12 protein-coding genes are annotated in these 16,018 nt (G+C 74.0%); 5 read left to right on the forward strand and 7 right to left on the reverse strand.

The features are described 5' to 3' along the window. From ACF1AG_RS13345 to ACF1AG_RS13365, 5 genes are all read right to left on the reverse strand, one after another. Nucleotides 1-1,371, reverse strand: a complete 1,371-nt coding sequence (locus ACF1AG_RS13345; protein ID WP_387795955.1) for an extracellular solute-binding protein — start codon at nt 1,369-1,371, stop codon at nt 1-3. Further along, the gene (locus ACF1AG_RS13350) at nt 1,371-4,028 is read right to left on the reverse strand and encodes a VWA domain-containing protein (protein WP_359600501.1); all 2,658 of its coding nucleotides are present in this window, start codon (nt 4,026-4,028) and stop codon (nt 1,371-1,373) included. Before ACF1AG_RS13350 ends, ACF1AG_RS13345 begins: the two co-directional genes overlap by 1 nt. 4 nt (nt 4,029-4,032) lie before the next feature. Then, entirely contained in the window at nt 4,033-4,395 is a 363-nt protein-coding gene (locus tag ACF1AG_RS13355) for a hypothetical protein (protein ID WP_359600499.1), read from the reverse strand. 9 nt (nt 4,396-4,404) lie between these two features. Further along, on the reverse strand, nt 4,405-5,544 hold the full coding sequence (locus ACF1AG_RS13360) for a hypothetical protein (RefSeq protein WP_391809758.1): 1,140 nt from the start codon (nt 5,542-5,544) through the stop codon (nt 4,405-4,407). 64 nt (nt 5,545-5,608) lie between these two features. Next, nucleotides 5,609-6,820 (reverse strand): PP2C family protein-serine/threonine phosphatase, encoded by a 1,212-nt coding sequence (locus tag ACF1AG_RS13365; protein ID WP_387795959.1) that lies wholly within the window; start codon nt 6,818-6,820, stop codon nt 5,609-5,611. Nucleotides 6,821-6,952: 132 nt separating this feature from the next. Between ACF1AG_RS13365 and ACF1AG_RS13370 the strand changes: the two genes are divergently transcribed. The 3 genes from ACF1AG_RS13370 to ACF1AG_RS13380 all read left to right on the forward strand — a co-directional run bounded on the left by ACF1AG_RS13370 (nt 6,953) and on the right by ACF1AG_RS13380 (nt 9,887). After that, entirely contained in the window at nt 6,953-7,393 is a 441-nt protein-coding gene (locus ACF1AG_RS13370) for a hypothetical protein (protein ID WP_359600493.1), read from the forward strand. 305 nt (nt 7,394-7,698) lie between these two features. Next, nucleotides 7,699-8,709: a hypothetical protein gene (locus ACF1AG_RS13375; RefSeq protein WP_391809759.1), complete on the forward strand. Its 1,011-nt coding sequence runs from the start codon at nt 7,699-7,701 to the stop codon at nt 8,707-8,709. A 206-nt stretch (nt 8,710-8,915) separates the two neighbouring features. Then, complete coding sequence (locus tag ACF1AG_RS13380) at nt 8,916-9,887, forward strand: endonuclease/exonuclease/phosphatase family protein (RefSeq protein ID WP_391809760.1); 972 nt, start codon at nt 8,916-8,918, stop codon at nt 9,885-9,887. Between the two features lie 61 nt (nt 9,888-9,948). On the opposite strand, the gene snpA is transcribed toward ACF1AG_RS13380, so the two are convergent. Continuing rightward, a complete protein-coding gene (gene snpA / locus ACF1AG_RS13385) occupies nt 9,949-10,629 on the reverse strand; it encodes a snapalysin (RefSeq protein WP_359600487.1) in 681 nt (226 codons plus the stop codon). Between the two features lie 225 nt (nt 10,630-10,854). On the opposite strand from snpA, the gene ACF1AG_RS13390 reads away from it, so the two are divergent. Then, entirely contained in the window at nt 10,855-11,778 is a 924-nt protein-coding gene (locus tag ACF1AG_RS13390) for a LysR family transcriptional regulator (protein ID WP_359600486.1), read from the forward strand. A gap of 27 nt (nt 11,779-11,805) precedes the next feature. Here ACF1AG_RS13390 and ACF1AG_RS13395 read toward each other — a convergent pair whose 3' ends face one another. Then, entirely contained in the window at nt 11,806-13,875 is a 2,070-nt protein-coding gene (locus tag ACF1AG_RS13395; RefSeq protein ID WP_359600484.1) for a PhoX family protein, read from the reverse strand. A 276-nt stretch (nt 13,876-14,151) separates the two neighbouring features. Between ACF1AG_RS13395 and ACF1AG_RS13400 the strand changes: the two genes are divergently transcribed. Next, nucleotides 14,152-15,912 (forward strand): VWA domain-containing protein, encoded by a 1,761-nt coding sequence (locus ACF1AG_RS13400; protein ID WP_359600482.1) that lies wholly within the window; start codon nt 14,152-14,154, stop codon nt 15,910-15,912. Nucleotides 15,913-16,018 lie beyond the last annotated feature (106 nt).

Below are 16,018 nucleotides of genomic sequence, written 5' to 3' on the forward strand. Positions count from 1 at the left end.
TCAGCCGGGCAGGGCTCTGCGCAGCGCCTCGTCGAGGCGTCGCGCCAGCGCGTCCGGGTTGGCCGAGCCGCTCTCCACGAGCGGGCCGAGCTGCGTGATGACGGTCTGTGTGAAGGCGCCGTAGAGCGGGGTCCTCGGGCGGTGCACGGCCCGCTCCAGCGCCTTCCTGAGCATCTCGTCCGTGAGCCCGGGACGTCCCCCGTCCCCGCGCGGCACCTCGTCCGCCTCCCCCGTCGGGGAGGGGGCGGGCGCGGCGGAGATCTCCGCGGGGCACCGCAGCGCACGGTTGTAGGCGGAGGCCCGGGTCGCCGCGAACCCCGCCTCCAGCAGGCAGCGTTCGCTCTGCCGCCCGGTGAGGAACCGGATCAGTTCGGTCGCCTTCCGCGCCCGCTCCGACGACGTGGTCACCGCCAGGTTCTGCCCGCCGAGCACCGCCCGCCCCGGCAGCGGCGCGACTCCCAGGCGCTTCCCGAACGCCCGGTACAGGGTGGGGTAGGCGGAGGGCCAGGCACGCAGGAAGGCCGTACCCCCCTCGGTGAACTCGCTGGTCGAGTCGGTCTCGTCGTGCTCCTTCGCCTTCGAGGAGATGTAGAGCGGGACGACACGGTTGGCGAGTTCCTGCACGCCCCGTCTGAGCTGCTCCACGTCCCCCGCGTAACGGCCGTCCTCGTCCACCAGTCTCAGATCGGGCACCGCCGTGGCGAACGCCTCCATCGCGTTGACCGTGCGGCCCTCGTACGGGGCGAGCTGGGTGGTCCAGCCGCTCCGGTAGTCGGGGGTGCCGAGCTTCTCGTCCAGGGTGAAGATGTGCCCGCGCAGCTTCTCCCAGGTGAACCCCTCAGGGACGTACGGCTTCTCGACACCGGCCGTCCGCAGGAGGTCGGTCCGGTAGTAGAGCAGGCCGACGTCGCTGTTGAACGGCACCGCGTAGACCTTCCCGTCCCACCGGGCGGTCTCCGCGACCGGACCGATCACGTCCGCGTCCACGAGGTCGTCCGGCAGCGCCCGCACCAGCCCCGCCTCCGCGAACTCCGGCACCCAGGTCACGTCCAGGTTCACCACGTCGTACCGGGCGCTGCCGGACTGCAGGGCGCCCAGCAGCTGGCTGCGCTGCTCGTCGGCGCTGCCGGGCAGCTCCACCAGCCGCGCCTGGTAGAAGTCCGAGCCCTTCGCCTTCTGCCTCTGTTCCCGGTTCCAGGCGTCGATGAGCCGCTGCCGCACACCGTTGCTGCCGGTGACGTCCCGGCCGCTGGCCACGACGATCGTGCCTGGTTTCTCCTCGGCGGCCGGTTCGGGCGTCCCGCCCCCGCCGCCCGTGCAGGCGGCGAGCAGCAACAGCGGTGCGAGCAGCGCGGTGAGCCGTCGCGGCATCAGTCGTCCCCCGTTCCGATGCGGGCGATCTCGTCGTGCAGGGCGGCGCCCACGTCGTCCCCCGCGTCCAGGCAGCGCCCGCCGCTCACCTCGGCGATCCGCTGGTCCGGGCGGCCCTCGTCACAGCCTCCGCTTCCCAGGACGGCCACGGTCACCGGCACCTCGCTCGCCTCGGCCCGGTCCAGCACCTCCCGCAGCCGTCCGCCCGCCAGGTGCTCCCCGTGCTCACCGTCGGTGATGTGCACGATCATCTGGGGCCGGCCGTCGTCCCCCCGGTCCTCCATCTCGTCGAACGCCGCGAGCAGCGCCGCGTGCGGGTCGGCCGAGGCGTCCCGCACCCGGGCCCGCTCGTCGACGGCCTCCTCGGCGTCCTTCCGCCAGTGCCTGCCGAATCCCAGCAGCGTCTCGTACGGGCCGTCGCCGGTGTCCGCGACCGCCCAGACGCCGTACTCGTCCTCGGCGCCCAGCCCGCCCAGCGTCTGCCGCAGCAGCCCGGGGCCGCCGCTCGGCCCCTGCCACAGATCGGCCATGGAACCGGAGCTGTCCAGCAGGAACAGCACCCGGCCGGGACCGCCGTACGCCTGGTAGGCGCTCAGGGCCTGCTCCATCTCGTTCCGGCCCGCCGACTCGTCGAGCGGGCTGGGCGCGAGCTTCACACCGTCGGGCTTGTGTTCGGAGGCCAGCAGTTCCCCGTCGTCGGGGTCGCGGAAGCCCTGCCGGGCGAACACGTCGCTGCCACCGTCACCGGCCAGCCAGTCGCGGAAGGAGGCCACCGCCGCGTCCCGGGCCATGTCGTCGTCTCCGCCGTCGTCGTCGCCGTCGGCGTCGTCCCAGCGCACCCGTACGAACACCGGGTCCATCCCGGGCACGTCGGCGGGGTACAGGGCCCAGCGCGGGGTGCGGGTGTTGTCCTCGCAGTCGACCCCGCTGACGAGGAGGAACTCCGGGACGAGGGCGGCTGTGCGGTCGTCCACGGCGTCGTCCTCGGGCAGGTCGCACAGCAGGTCGCCGGCCGTGGGCGAGGGCGGCCCCTGCTGTCCGACCATGCGCTCCCCCTCGGCCACTGAGGGCGGGTCGCCGTACAGGCCGACCGTGGCGAGGAGTCCGGAGTCGGTGAACTCGGGGTCGGGGCGGCGCACGGTCACGCCCTCGGCGTGCCCGGTCAGAGCTTCGATCATCTCGGTCAGGGGCCGTCCCGTGATGTCGTCCAGCCCTTCGGGGGCGAGGCGCTCGGGTACGGCGAGCACGACGGGGGAGTGGGCGAGGGGCGACTCCCCCGGCTCCAGCTCGGCCACGGCGTCCGTGTCCTGCTCCTCCAGCACCCGGTCGGCCTCGGCACGGGAGGCGGGGATCCACACGTCGGGCTGCGGACCGATGTCCCGCTGCGGGTTGACCTCGGCGCCCTCGGGCTCCTGCCAGGCGTCCGTGCGCCGGCGCAGTGCGTCGACCACGTCGGAGGAGCCCGCGCTGTAGACGGTGATGCCGGTGCGCCGGCAACCCGCTCCGGTGGTGTTCGCGTCGGAGGTGAGATAGGCGTCGGCGGCCGTGCGGAAGGTCTCTTCCAGGTCCGCGTCGGTGAGCACGCGCAGTTCGAGCGGCGGGGCGCAGCGGGTGTCGTCCCCGCCGGCCAGACCCAGCGGCCCGTAGAGGCCCACGCCGAGCATGCCGAGGGCGAGCAGCGCGGGCACGGCGAGCCGGAGCAGGATGCGGCGGGCCGGCCGCCCGCCCCCGTCCGGGCCGGAGTCCTCGCGCCGCCGCGCACGGCGCCACTTCTCCGCCAGGGCGCGCGGGCGCCGCCACAACGCCACCACCCACGCCGGCAGCCGAGGACGCCGGGGAGGCGGCGAGGGGCTCGGCGGATCGGGCGACGGGTCCGAGCCCGACGGGCCGGGCCCGTCCGGGTCCAGGAGCGGAAACCGCAGGCCCCTCCTCCCCAGCGTCACCTCGGCGTCGGCGCGCAGCTGCGGCTGCCAGGGCTCGTTGCGCAGGGTGCGGCGCTTCTGCTCGGCCATGCGCCGCCGCAGCCGGGCGGCGAGCCGGGAGACGGTCCTGCCACCCTCCTCGCCGAGCAGCTCCGCCAAGTTCTCCGTGTACGGCGTGGGGGTGTCCGGATCGCCCGCGTCGATACGGTGGTTGGCCTGCACGCTCATCAGCAGCACGACGCGCCGCTTGTCCTCGAAGTGCTCCCACACGCGCGCCGCGTTGCCCGCGAAACAGCAGTCGAGGATCACCACGATGCGGTCCGCGCGGCTCGTGGCCAGCACCGTCCCCATCAGGTCGCTGAACGACACGGCGGCGTTGAACACCGTGTGCTCGCCGGCGAACACCTGGGCGTCCCGCATCTGCAGATACAGCTCGTCGCCCCCGCTGGGGATCGCCCCGTGCCCCGCGAAGTAGACCAGCAGCAGCCCGCGGGCCTCCCCGGCGACCCGTTGCAGCTCCCGTGCCGCCTCGGCGAAGTCCGGCGACGGCAGCGGAACGATGTTCCTGTCGCGGAACACCCCGGCACGCACCAGCGCCTCACGCAGCACGGGCAGGTTCTTCTCCACGGCCGGCAGCTTGCCCGGCACCGCGTGCGGGCCCTTCGTGAAGCGGTAGTCGGACACACCGATCAGCAGCGCACGGTCCATCGGCTCCCCCGCGTCCTCAGGCTGCACCGGCCTACCTGTCGTCGCGGTTCACCGGTTCGACTCTGCCCTGCGGCGGTTCGCCGTCCTCGACCTGACGGCGGTTGTCCCGCCAGGCCGTCACACCCCGCTTGACCTGCTCCAACAGCTCCTGGAACACCACGGTCGCGCCCGCCGACGTGACGGCGATGACGATCTCCTGACTCGTCCCCATCGGTGCGCCGCCGTGGTCGGCGGCGGGCCTCTCGAAGAGCCGCAGCCTCCCGTCCCGCAACAGGTCGTCCAGCGGTTTCTCCCGCTCCAGCCAGTTGCGCAGGGCGGTGACGTCACCCTCCGTCGCGCTCCCGTCCAGCCGTATGCAGATGTCCTGGTCGGCCACTCCGTCCCCCTCAGCCATAACTCCCCATCATGGCACTGCGGTTGCTCCCTGGGGAGGGTCCGTACGCAGATGCCCTGCGGGCAACGTCCCGCGCCCCTGCACCACACGCAACCGGCGCCGCACGTGCTCCACGGCCCCCTCCCGGCGCCCCGGCACCCGGCTCCTCAACTCCACCAACTGCAAACCGAGTTCATGCACCCGCACCGGGTCGTCGACCCGGCCCCACTGGTGGTGGGCGCGGTCCACGGCCGCCTCCACGGCCGGCGCCTCGGCCGACTGCCCGGCGGCCAGCCGGGTGCCCGCCAGTGCCATCCAGGCACGGCAGCTGCGCGCCGCGTCGCCCGCCAGCATCGCCAGGTCCGCGCGGACCTCCGTCCAGTGCAGCGCCTCCTCCGACACCGGGCCGTGCGCGAGCCCCGCCGCCTGCTCCATGCGCGCGGCCAGCGCGTCCGCCTCCGCGTGCCGCCCCGCGCGGACGGCCGCCGTGACCGCCGCGTGCGGGTCGCCCGGCAGCGGCCCGCGCTGCGCCAGCACCAGGCCGGGGCCCGCGCCCTCCGGCGTGATCCGGGCCAGCGTCCGCTGGTGCAGCTCCTCGTCGGGCAGCCGCCGCCCGCTGCGCAGCAGCGTCGCCAACGCCTTCATGTACGCCGGCGCCGCCACCCCGCGCCGCGACGGCGGAGGTGCGATGCGACCGTAAACGGCGGCGTCACGGCCGCAGTCCAGCGGGAACGGCCGGCCCGGCGCGGGCGGCTCGCACAGCGCCCGCCAGGTGTCCGCGTCGGCGTGCAGATCGAGGAACAGCGTCGTCGCGCCCGCCGGGCGCAGCCGCAGCTCGTCCCGGAACCAGTGCCAGGGCAGCGCCGTGTACCGCACGGTCGCCGGGGTGGTGCGGGCCAGCGCCAGGTGCGGCAGCCCCTGCCTGCGGTCCAGGCGCAGCTCCCCCGCCACGTACACGGTCAGCGGGCCGGGCGCCGCGGCCGCCGCGCGCAGCCGGGTCAGCACCGCCTGCGGCTCCAGCGGGTCGGCCAGCTCCACGACGTTCGCGGTGTCCGCGCCGGACAGCACCGACGGGGGCACCGCCGCGAGCACGGGGAGCACGGACGCCGCGTCCACCAGCCGCCCACGGCCCAGTGGCGACGCCGCGAGCAGCAGCACGGTCCCGGGCATGGTCCCCTCCCCCTGTCGATCACCCACGGCAGCACCGTAACCGCTGCGGTCGCAAACGGGGGCGTCACAGCGGTGAACGTCCCCCTTCGCGGCGTTCGACCCCCGTGTCCCTGCTGCGGCGCACCGCGAACGCCGTGGTGTCGTCCGCCAGATGCCCCCGGCAGTGCCGCAGCGTCCCGTCCCGTACGAGCAGCACCAGCCGGCCGGGAGCCATCAGCCGCGGGTCGGCTGCCACCGCCTGCCGCACCTCCTCCGCGACCTGGTAGAAGTGACCCTCCCGGTCCCGGGCCTCCGTCACCCCGTCCGTCACCACCAGCAGCGTCTCGTCGAGGCGCAGACGCACCCGGCGCACCGGGGGGCCGCCGGGCGCCAGGTCCCGGTAGCCGAGCGGCAGCCCTCCGACCGCCGGCAGGCGCCGCACCCCCGACGGGCCCACCGCCAGCGGCGGCTCATGGCCGAAGACGACGGTGTCGACTGCGTCGTCCTCGTCCGCGGGGAACGAGAGCAGCACGGCCGTGGCGAACCGGTCGCCGTCCGCGCGGCCGAGGGCGGTCGTGTACGCGCGGTGGCGCACCATCCGCGACTCCAGCCGGTCGGCGACCACCGCCAGGTCCTCCTCGTGGAAACCCGCCTCGCGGAACGTGCCGAGCAGCACCGCCGCCGTCTCCACCGCGCCCAGCCCCTTGCCCTGCACGTCCCCCACGAACACACGGGTGCCGTGCGGCCCCGGCTGGATGTCGTAGAAGTCACCGCCGACCCGGGCCTGGGCGTCGGCGGTGAGATAGACACCCGCGTGCTCCAGACCGCCCCAGCCGGGCGGCAGCGGCCGCAGCACGGTACGCCGCACCGTGTCGGTCACGTCCCGCATGTGCAGCGCCCGCCGCTCGCCGCGCACCCGCACCGCGCACGCCAGCGTGGCGAGGACCCCGCCGAGGGCGACCAGGATGAAGTCGGGCAGACCCGCCTGGAACTGGTGCGGCCAGGCGTTGTCCACGACGGTGTACGCGCCCATGGACAGCACCGCGAACACCGCTGTGCCCCACACCCCGCACAGCGCGGCCGCTATGCCCGGCACCAGCACGATCCAGGAGATGATCCGGAACTCGCCGGTGGTGTTGTAGTCGGCCACCGCGATCGCCACGAGCAGCAGCAGCGGAGGCGCCCAGGCGACACTGCGGCCTCCTACCCGCAGCAGCTTCTGGCGCTCCATGACGTCGCCCGTGCCGACCGCCGGGTACGGCTCGGGCAGGGCGTGTCCTGTGATGGCCGGACTCACGGCCCCAGCGAAACACGCGCCCGTGACGGCCGCATCCCCTCCCACCGGGCACTGTCCCAGGGCGATCGAGTTGCCGCCCCGGCGCGGCAGGTGTGCCCTGGAGGGACGGGGGACGGAGGAAGGAGTGCTCCCATGGCGCACGCTGCGCCCCGGAACCGGGGCATGATCGAACAGGGCCGCACCACCGACGTCTTCGACGCCCGCACCCATCACATGGCCCAGATCGTCCTGCCCGTCCTCGCGGCGCTGGTCTACGGCTTCTGGGCCGCGGCGAACCGGCGCTACGGCGGCCCCATCACCGGCTGGAACCTGCTGTTCGGCTTCCTCACGGCACTCGTCTTCGCCGTCGTCCTCATCACTCTGCTCACGGTCGCCCCGAAACTCCACCGCGGACTCCACGCCGTGGCCTGGGCCGCCTTCGCCGGCATCGCGGTCGGCTTCCTCTTCAGCCAGTCCAACGGCAGCATCTACCGCTCGGTCGCCCTGGGTGTGGGCGTGATGGCAGGCACGTTCCTGCTGCTGTTCTACCGCTATTACACGAAGGAGGACGCGGAGGGTCACCGCCTGGAGTGAGGCGGTTCGTGCGACGCCCGCCGGCGTGCGGGTCGTGGCGCAGGCGGCACGACTGCCCGCAGAGCAGACACCCCAGGGGCGCGGGGAACTGCGCGACCAGCCCGCGACGGGCTGCAGCCGGCCGACAACGGGTCAACGGCACGCGGGTCGCCGCCACGGCCACGGGACCAGGCAGAGGCGCGCTACAAAGGTGCCGCCTGCGCCCCAGCGGCACGACTGCCCGCAGACCAGACACCCCCGGTCACGCCGCCCCGTTCGGGGGTGCCCCGCTCGCGCCCCCGGGGGCAGGCGGGTTGCCTGGAGGCGTGAGTACGTGGAGCGGCACCCGGCGGGTGCGGGACAGGATCGGCGCGGCGTGCGTCGCCGTCGCCTGCCTGCTCGTCCCCCTCGGCATCCTCGCCACCTGGGCCGCGTTCGGCCTCGCCGACACCGGCCGCTACGTCCGCACCATGGCCCCACTCGCCACAGACCCCGCCGTACGCGAGGCCGTAGCGGACGCCGTCGGCGACGAGGTCGTACGCGAACTGCAGACGCGGGCCGCCGGCGACGCCACCGTCGGCCCGTTCGTACGGGACGCCGTCGAGTCGTTCACCCGTACGGACGCATTCCGCACCGCATGGGAGGCCGGCAACCGCGCCCTCCACGACGCGGTGCTGCACGCCCTGCGTGACGACGCGCCCTCCGCCGGACCCGTCACCCTCGACCTCGCCCCCGTCACCGCACAGGTCAAGCAGCGGCTAGAGGCCGACCACATGCCCTACGCCCACCGCATCCCCGTCGAGCACACCGAGGTCCCCGTGGTCCCCGCCGAGGAGGTGGCCGGGCTGCGCCAGGGGTACCGGCTGCTGGACGCCGCCGCCCTGTGGCTGCCCCTCACCGCCGTCGCCCTCGCCGTCACCGGCGTCGTGGCCGCCGTCTCCCGCCGCCGTGTCCTCACCGCCGCCGGGCTGGGCACCGCGCTGGGTGGCGCCCTCCTCGCCCTGGCGGTCGCGGCCGGCCGCCGGCTGACCCTGGGCGACCTCCCGGACGACGTCCACCGACCGGCGGCGGGAGCGGTCTTCGACGCCCTCACGGCCACCCTCAGGACGGCGTCCTGGGCTCTCCTCGCCGTGGGGGCGGTGGTGGCCCTGATCTGCTGGCTGACGGGCCGGCCCGCCTTCCGCCGCAGGCGCGGCACCCTGCCCTCACCGCCCACTGCGACACCGGCCCCGGCCACCCCGACCAGCGCCCCTTCAGGGGCGCGGGGAACTGCGCGACCAGCCCCCCACGGCCTGCAGTCGGCGGACGGCGGTTCCGGGCAGACGGGTAGCCGCTAGGAGCGCGGGTCTCGGCGGGGGCGCCGGAGGCGCCGCCAGGTGCCCCTGCACCCACCCTCCCCATCGCCCTGGGGGCACCTCGCAGGCCTCAGAGCACTGGGGGAGGCACGAATGCCCGCAGACGGCGGGTGTCTGCCCCCGTCACCCCACCCCCTCGCCCCTGAGGCAAGATCGGAGCCGAACCCGTTCGACAGGAGGCGGCCACATTGGAGACTGCGGGGGACGGGGCCGGACAGCCGCCGCGTCCAGGCGCCTGGCTCGCGGCGCTGTTGTTCGCCGGCGTGAGCGTGGTCGTCGGCTGCCGCGCGGCCGACACCGACGCCGTCACCCCAGTGCCCCAGCTCCTCGCCTTCCTGCCCTGGCTGCTGCTCCCCACCGCCGCCGGCCTCCTCCTCACACTGCGGTCCCGCTGGTGGACCGGCGCCGTGTGGGGCGTGGCCCTGCTCGGCCTGCTGGCCTGGTACATCGAGCCGTACGGGAAGACCGACGACCCGTCCGGACCGCCCGTCGCCCAGTTGCGGGTGCTGACCGCGAACGTGGAGTACGGCAGGGCGACCGGCCCGCTCGCCGACGCCGTACGCCGTGAGAAGCCGGACCTCGTCTTCGTCCAGGAGTGCGACCGACGCTGTGGCGCCGTCCTGGAGCGCGACCTGTCCGCCACCCACCCGCACCGCAGCGCCGTCGAGGGCGACGGCTCCAAGGGCTCCGTCATCCTCAGCCGTCTCCCGCTCACCCCGACCCCGCCGGTCCCCGGCACGATGGGCATGCCCGGCGCCACCGCCGACGTCGGCGGCCGCACCGTACGCCTGCAGCTGGCGCACCCCGTGCCGCCGTTGCCGGACCAGGTGCCGGCGTGGCAGCGGGAGCTGGCCGGGATCCGGGACGCGGCGCAAACCGCACGCGACCTGCCGACCGTCCTCGCCGGCGACTTCAACGCCTCCCAGGACCACGCCTCGTTCCGCCGCATCCTCGACACCGGACTGCGCGACGCCGCCCGGCTCGACGGCGCCGACCGCACGCCGACCTGGCCCGCCCGCACGGCCCCGGCGTTCGGCACGCAGATCGACCACGTCCTGGTCTCCGAGGAGTTCGCCGCGGACCGCGCCCGCTTCCTCGGCCTCGGTGACACCGACCACCGCGCGGTCCTGGTCGACCTCACCCTGCACACCGGCCGGTGACACGGCGGTGCGGGCCGCCCCCACAGAGGGGACGGCCCGCACCTGACGGGACACGCACGGATCAGCGGCCGGACTTCTCCAGCGCCTTCTCCGCCTTGTCGAGCGCCGCGGCGAACCCGTTCGCCCACAGCTGGTCCACCCGCGACCGCTCGGCCGAGTTCGGGTAGGCGTTGGTGCAGGACGGGCCGGGGCCGCCGCCGGACATCAGCTCGCTGCACGGACCGGAGTAGTTGTCCGGCAGACCCAGCACGTGACCGGTCTCGTGCGTGGTCACCCGCGTCGAGTCGTAGGTCTGGTTCTGGGCGTAGTCGAGGAAGACGTAGCCACGGCCGTGACCGTCGGTCGACGCGTACGAACCGCGCGAGTCGTTGCCCTCGCGGTACGAGAAGTCGGCGCCCGAGGTGCCCGACTGCAGTCTCACGTTGGAGACCGAGCTGTTCCAGATCTGGGCGCTCCGGGCTATCTGGCTCGCGAACGTCGGCGCCTGGGAGGCGTTGTAGACGACGGTGACCGCGGCGGCGCCGGTGGGGTCGGCGGCCCGCTTCTCCGCGACGGACTTCAGCACGGCCTCGAAGAACGCGCGGTTGGCCGCGGCCTCCTCGGACGAGCCGGCGTACGTGGCGTACGTGTCGGCGGACGCGAGGGGGGCCTCGGCGGCGCCGGCCGGGGCGGCGCCCAGACCGAGCGCGGTCAGGCTCAGACCGGCCGCGGACAGCACGGACAGGGGCATGCGCAGGCGCATCGATGACTCCTTCGGTGGGGGGTGAGTCACGTGTCACCGGTGAGTGTCCGTGCCTGTGCGACGGCTGTGATGATGGCAACCGGTGATAGGACCGGGCTATCGCCACGGTCCGGCCAAGTGCCGCACGCCTCCGGGAATCCGGTGTCGCAGACGCCCGACTACGCCTGCACAGGCGGGGTTTGGGTGTCTGGTGAAACCTGAACTTCCCGCTTACCCTCCCAGGACATGGAGCTTGAGGTCCGGCACCTCAGGGCACTGTGCGCGATCGCCGACACGGGCAGCCTGCACCGGGCCGCACGCCAGCTCGGCGTGGCCCAGCCCTCGTTGAGCACGCAGTTGCGGCGCATCGAACAGGAGCTGGGCGGTGCCCTGTTCGTCCGCGCGCGCACGGGCTGCCGTCCCACCCCACTGGGCCGGCTGGTGCTCAGCCGCGCCCGCCCGCTCGTCACCGAGCTGCGCTCCCTGGTCACCGAGGCCCGCGCCGCCGCCCTCGGCGGCCGCCAGCTGCGCCTCGGCTCCACCGCGAGCCGTGCGCTGGCCGGCTGGCTGCGCCGCCTGCGCCGGCACTGGCAGGAACCCACCCTGCACATGGACGTCTCCGCCAACGCCCTGCTGCGCATGGTCGCCGACGGCCAGCTCGACGTGGCGTTCGTGCACGAGGTGGAGGGCTGCCCGCTGCGCGTCCCCGACGGGCTGCGCACCCGCGTCCTCATCGCCCGCGAACCGCAGTTCGTGTCCCTGCCCGCCGACCACCCGGCCGCGGCCCGCCCGGTCGTCGGCCTCTCCGACCTGGCCCACGACCGCTGGATGATCGACCCGGCGGTCGACGGCGAGTGGGACGCGGTACGGCGCATGCTGCGCGAGGCGGGCATCGACCCGCCCGTGCTGCACGGCGACTACCACACGGCCGCGTCCCTGGTCGCGATCGGCGAGGTCGTCACCGTCTGCCAGCCGACCTCCCCCTCCCGCCCCGACACGGCCGTCCGCCGCATCGCCGGCGACCCGCTGGGCGTACGGCTGCTGCTGGCGGCGCGCACGGACACCGAGCTGGAGGGGGTCTACCCGCACCTGGCGGACGCCTACCAGGAGGTGGCCCGGCAGGCGCCCGCGTACCGGGAGTGGCTGGAGGAGCTGGTGCCGGGGGCGTGAGCACCCCCGGCACGTACCGGTCCGCCGTCAGACGCCGATGTCCCGCCCGTCCGCGCGCCACACCGCGACGACCGCCGGGCGGACGTACGTGCCGGGGCCGTCGGGCCAGGTGCTGGCGGGCCGCTCCACGGTCGCGCCGTCGACCTCGCCCGGGTGCTGCACGGCCACCAGCACCCGCCGGTCCTGCACGACGGGGCCGCAGGTCTCGGCGCCCGTCGGCACGGTCAGGAACTGCTTCAGCTCACCACGCCGCTCCCCCCGCGTGGCGACGCCGAAGAGGCCGTCGTGGGAGCCGAGGGCGCTGCCGTCGGTGGAGATCCACAGGTTGCCGTGCGGGTCGAAGGTGACGTTGTCCGGGCACGAGATCGGGCTGACGGCGTCCTTCGGGAACCCGGCGAAGTACGTCGACGGGTCCTCCGGGTCGCCCGCGACGAGGAACAGCGACCAGGCGAAGCGGGTGCTCTCCGGCCGGTTCCACCGCTCGGTGAGCTCCAGGACGTGACCGTGCTTGTTGGCGTGGCGCGGGTTGGCCTCGTCCGCCTTCGGGTTGGCGCCGGTACCGCGGTTCGAGTTGTTGGTGAGCGCGACGTACACCTTGCCGGTGACGGGGTTCGGCTCGATGTCCTCGGGCCGGTCCATCTTGGTGGCGCCCACCTTGTCGCCGGCGAGCCGCGTGAAGACGAAGACCTCTTCGGCGGTCATGCCCTCCACGTGCGAGACGGCGCCGTGCGCGGTGGCGGTGGCCAGCGGGATCCACTCGCCGCTGCCGTCGAACTCGCCGTCCTTCGGCAGCTTGCCCGTGCCGTCGATCTCGATCGCGGGCGAGTCACCGGTCAGCTTCGCGACATAGAGGGTTCCCTCGTCGAGCAGCGAGAGGTTGTGCTCACGGGCCGCGCGGCTGTTGCCGTGCCGCATCCGCTTGCTGCCGACGAACTTGTAGAAGTAGTCGAACCGCTCGTCGTCGCCCGAGTAGACGACCGGCCGCCCGTCGTGCGTGAGCCGCACGGTCGCCGCCTCGTGCTTGAACCGGCCGAGCGCGGTGTGCTTGCGGGGCGTGGAGTGCGGGTCGTACGGGTCGAGTTCTACGACCCAGCCGAAACGGTGCGCCTCGTTCGGTTCCTGGGCGAGGTCGAACCGCTCGTCGAACCGCTCCCACTTGCGCTCGGTCGCGCCGGTGTTGATCCCGTACCGCCTGTCGGTGGCGCTGCTGCCGTTCGCGAAGTACTGGTTGAAGTTCTCCTCGCCGTGCAGGGTGGTGCCCCACGGGGTGGTGCCGCCGGAGCAGTTGTTGAGGGTGCCGAGCACCCGTGTGCCGGTGGGGTCGGCGGAGGTCCTCACCAGGTCGGAGCCGGCGACGGGCCCGGTCAGCCGGAACTCGGAGGTGGCGGTGAGCCGCCGGTTGAGGTGGTGCCGGCTCACGGCCGTGAGCCGGCCGTTCCCGCGGTCCTCCTCCACGGCGACGACGGCGAGACCGTGCGCGGCCCAGGCGATCTCCACCTGCTCACGGGTCGGGTTCTCCGGGTCGTAGTCCCGGAACATCAGGATCTCGTCGGTGTACTCGTGGTTGGCGACCAGCAACTGCCGGTTCCGCTCGCCCTTCAGGGGCAGCAGCGCCAGGAAGTCGCAGTTGTACCCGAACTGTCCGGCCTGCGCGCGGGCGCTCTGCCGCTCGGGGTCGAAGGCGGGCGCGCCGCGCAGGATGGGCTCGCCCCAGCGGATGACGACGTTCTGCCGGTAGCCGTCCGGCACGCTGACGGCGTCACGGGTGTTGGGCGGGACGGGGGCGAAGCGGAGGCCGCGGGCGCCCTTCTGCGGCCCTGGCCGTCCTTTCGCGGCCGGAGCCGCTTCCGCCCGCGGCGCGGTGGCGACACCGGCCGCACCGGCCCCCGCCGCGGCGACGGTCACCACGGCGGCGGCCCGCATCACCGAACGGCGGCTGAGGGCGCCGGCGACGACGTCACCGACGTACTCGTTGTCACTGGTGTTGGGCACCTCGTGAAAACAGGCGTCACCACACCGGAAACGACAAGTCAGGGCGGACCGGCCGCCGGGGTGCGAACCGGACGGCGTTCCGATCAACGGCAGCAGCTTGCGCACGTGTTCTCTCCTTGGCGGGCCCGTGGTGTCAGGGCGACCGTAGGAGCCCACGGGTGCGACGACCGGGCGCGGGAGTGAACGGCGGGTGAACCCGGAACGGCATCACGGGCGTACGCCGGAGCGGAACATCGACCCCACACAGGCCGGATCACGCCCTTGACAGATACGATCCCGCAGATCCCACCCTGCCCAAGATCGCCCCCAAGGGCCGCTAACCTTACGTGTCCGTCCTGGCCAGGGTTTGACGGGCATCAACTCACGCGAAGGGTTGCGCACATGGGCATTCTCACTCTCCTGCGGAACGCGTTCGGCCGGTCACGTAAAGCGAAGTCCGCCGAAGCGGAGGGTGCGGCGCCGGCCGCAGAGGCGACGGAAGCGGCGGCCCCGACGACGCCCGACCCGTCCGCCACCGCGACGGTCCCGGAACAACGCGACAGCGACGAACACGACCTGGTGAGGTCGGCGTTCGACAAGGTGGAGGTCCCCCGGCCCGCGCAGTCGTCGGAGACGGAGGAGAAGCCGAAGGCTTCCGACACCGAGTCCGAGACGCCTCCGGTGCCGGAGGTGACGCCCGAGGCGAAGGCACCGACGAAGACCGAGCCGGAGGCGGCGGAGCCCGCGGCCGAGGCCGAGAGGCGGACCACGCCGGAGGTGACGGAGCCGAAGGCCGACGAGCCGGAGGTCAAGAAGCCCGAGGTTGAGGCAACCCCCGAACCGGAGGCGACGCCCGAGGCAGCCCCGGAACCGGCGGCCGACGCCGAGGCCGAGCCCGAGCCGGCCCCCGAGGCCGAGGCCGAGGCCAAACCCGAGCCGACCCCCGAGCTCGAGGCCAAGCCCGAGCCCGAGCAGGAAGCCAAGCCTGAGGCCGAGGCCACCGCCGAGGCGAAGGCGGAGGCGGAGCCCGAGGCGAAGGCCGCGGCCGAGCCCGAGGCGACCGTCGAGCCGGAGCCCGAGGCGAAGGCGGAGCCTGCGCCGAAGGCCGAAGCAGCTGCCGAGACCGGGCCTGAGGCGAAACCGGAGCCGACCCCGGAGCCGGTGGCGACTGCCGAGGCCGCGTCGGAAGCGGCCCCGGAACCGGAGGCGGCGGCCGAGCCCGAGCCCGAGACCACCGCCGAGCCGAAGCCGGAAGCGGAGCCCGAGCCGAAGGCCGCGGCCGAGCCCGAGGCGACCGTCGAGCCGGAGGCGAAGGAGGAACCGGCGCCGGAGGCGGAGCCCGCCGCTCAGGCGCCGGAGGCCGAACCCGCGCCGGAGGCGACCCCCGCGGCCGCCGACGGCGAGCAGGCCCCCCAGGGGCCACCCGCACCCGACAACGAGACCCGCACGGGTGGTGCGGGTGGGAACGAAAACCCGGACGAAGGCGAAGCCGAGGCCGAAGCACAGGGCCCCGCAACCCCCGCCTCCGCCCTCCGCGACACCACCCTCACCACCGCCTACAAGGCAGCCGGCACCGTCCTCGAGAAGAACGACCTCACCGGCGCCCGCGCCAAGATCCACCTCGTGCTCGACCGCTCCGCGTCCATGCGCCCGTACTACAAGGACGGCTCCGCCCAGGCCCTCGCCGAGCAGACCCTCGCCCTGGCCGCGCACCTGGACCCCGAGGCCACCCTCCACGTGACCTTCTTCTCCACCGAGCTGGACGGCACCGGTGAGCTGACCCTCACCGACCACGAGAACAAGATCGACGAGCTGCACGCGGGCCTCGGCCGGATGGGCCGTACCAGCTACCACGCGGCCGTCGAGGCGGTCCTCGAGCAGCACGCGAAGGAGCCCGCCGGCACCCCCGCCCTGGTGGTCTTCCAGACGGACGGCGCCCCCGACGCGAAGACCCCGGCCACCAAGGCCCTCACCGAGGCCGCGCAGAACCACCCCGACGTGTTCTTCTCCTTCGTCGCCTTCGGTGAGCACGACAACAAGGCGTTCGACTACCTCCGCAAGCTCAAGACGGACAACACGGCCTTCTTCCACGCGGGCCCCACCCCGCGCGAGCTCACGGACAAGGAGCTGTACGAGGGCGTACTGGCGAACTGGCGCCCGTAGGAATCTCTGCGCTCACCCACCCCCGGGGGGTGGACGGGGAGGGACGGACGGAACCCCGTCCACCCCCGTCCGCCCCCCGAAACGCGTGTGAGTCGATCTCCTCGGG

The sequence above is a fragment of the Streptomyces sp. NPDC014764 genome (genome assembly GCF_043082785.1).
GTDB classification, from domain to species: Bacteria; Actinomycetota; Actinomycetes; order Streptomycetales; family Streptomycetaceae; genus Streptomyces; species Streptomyces althioticus.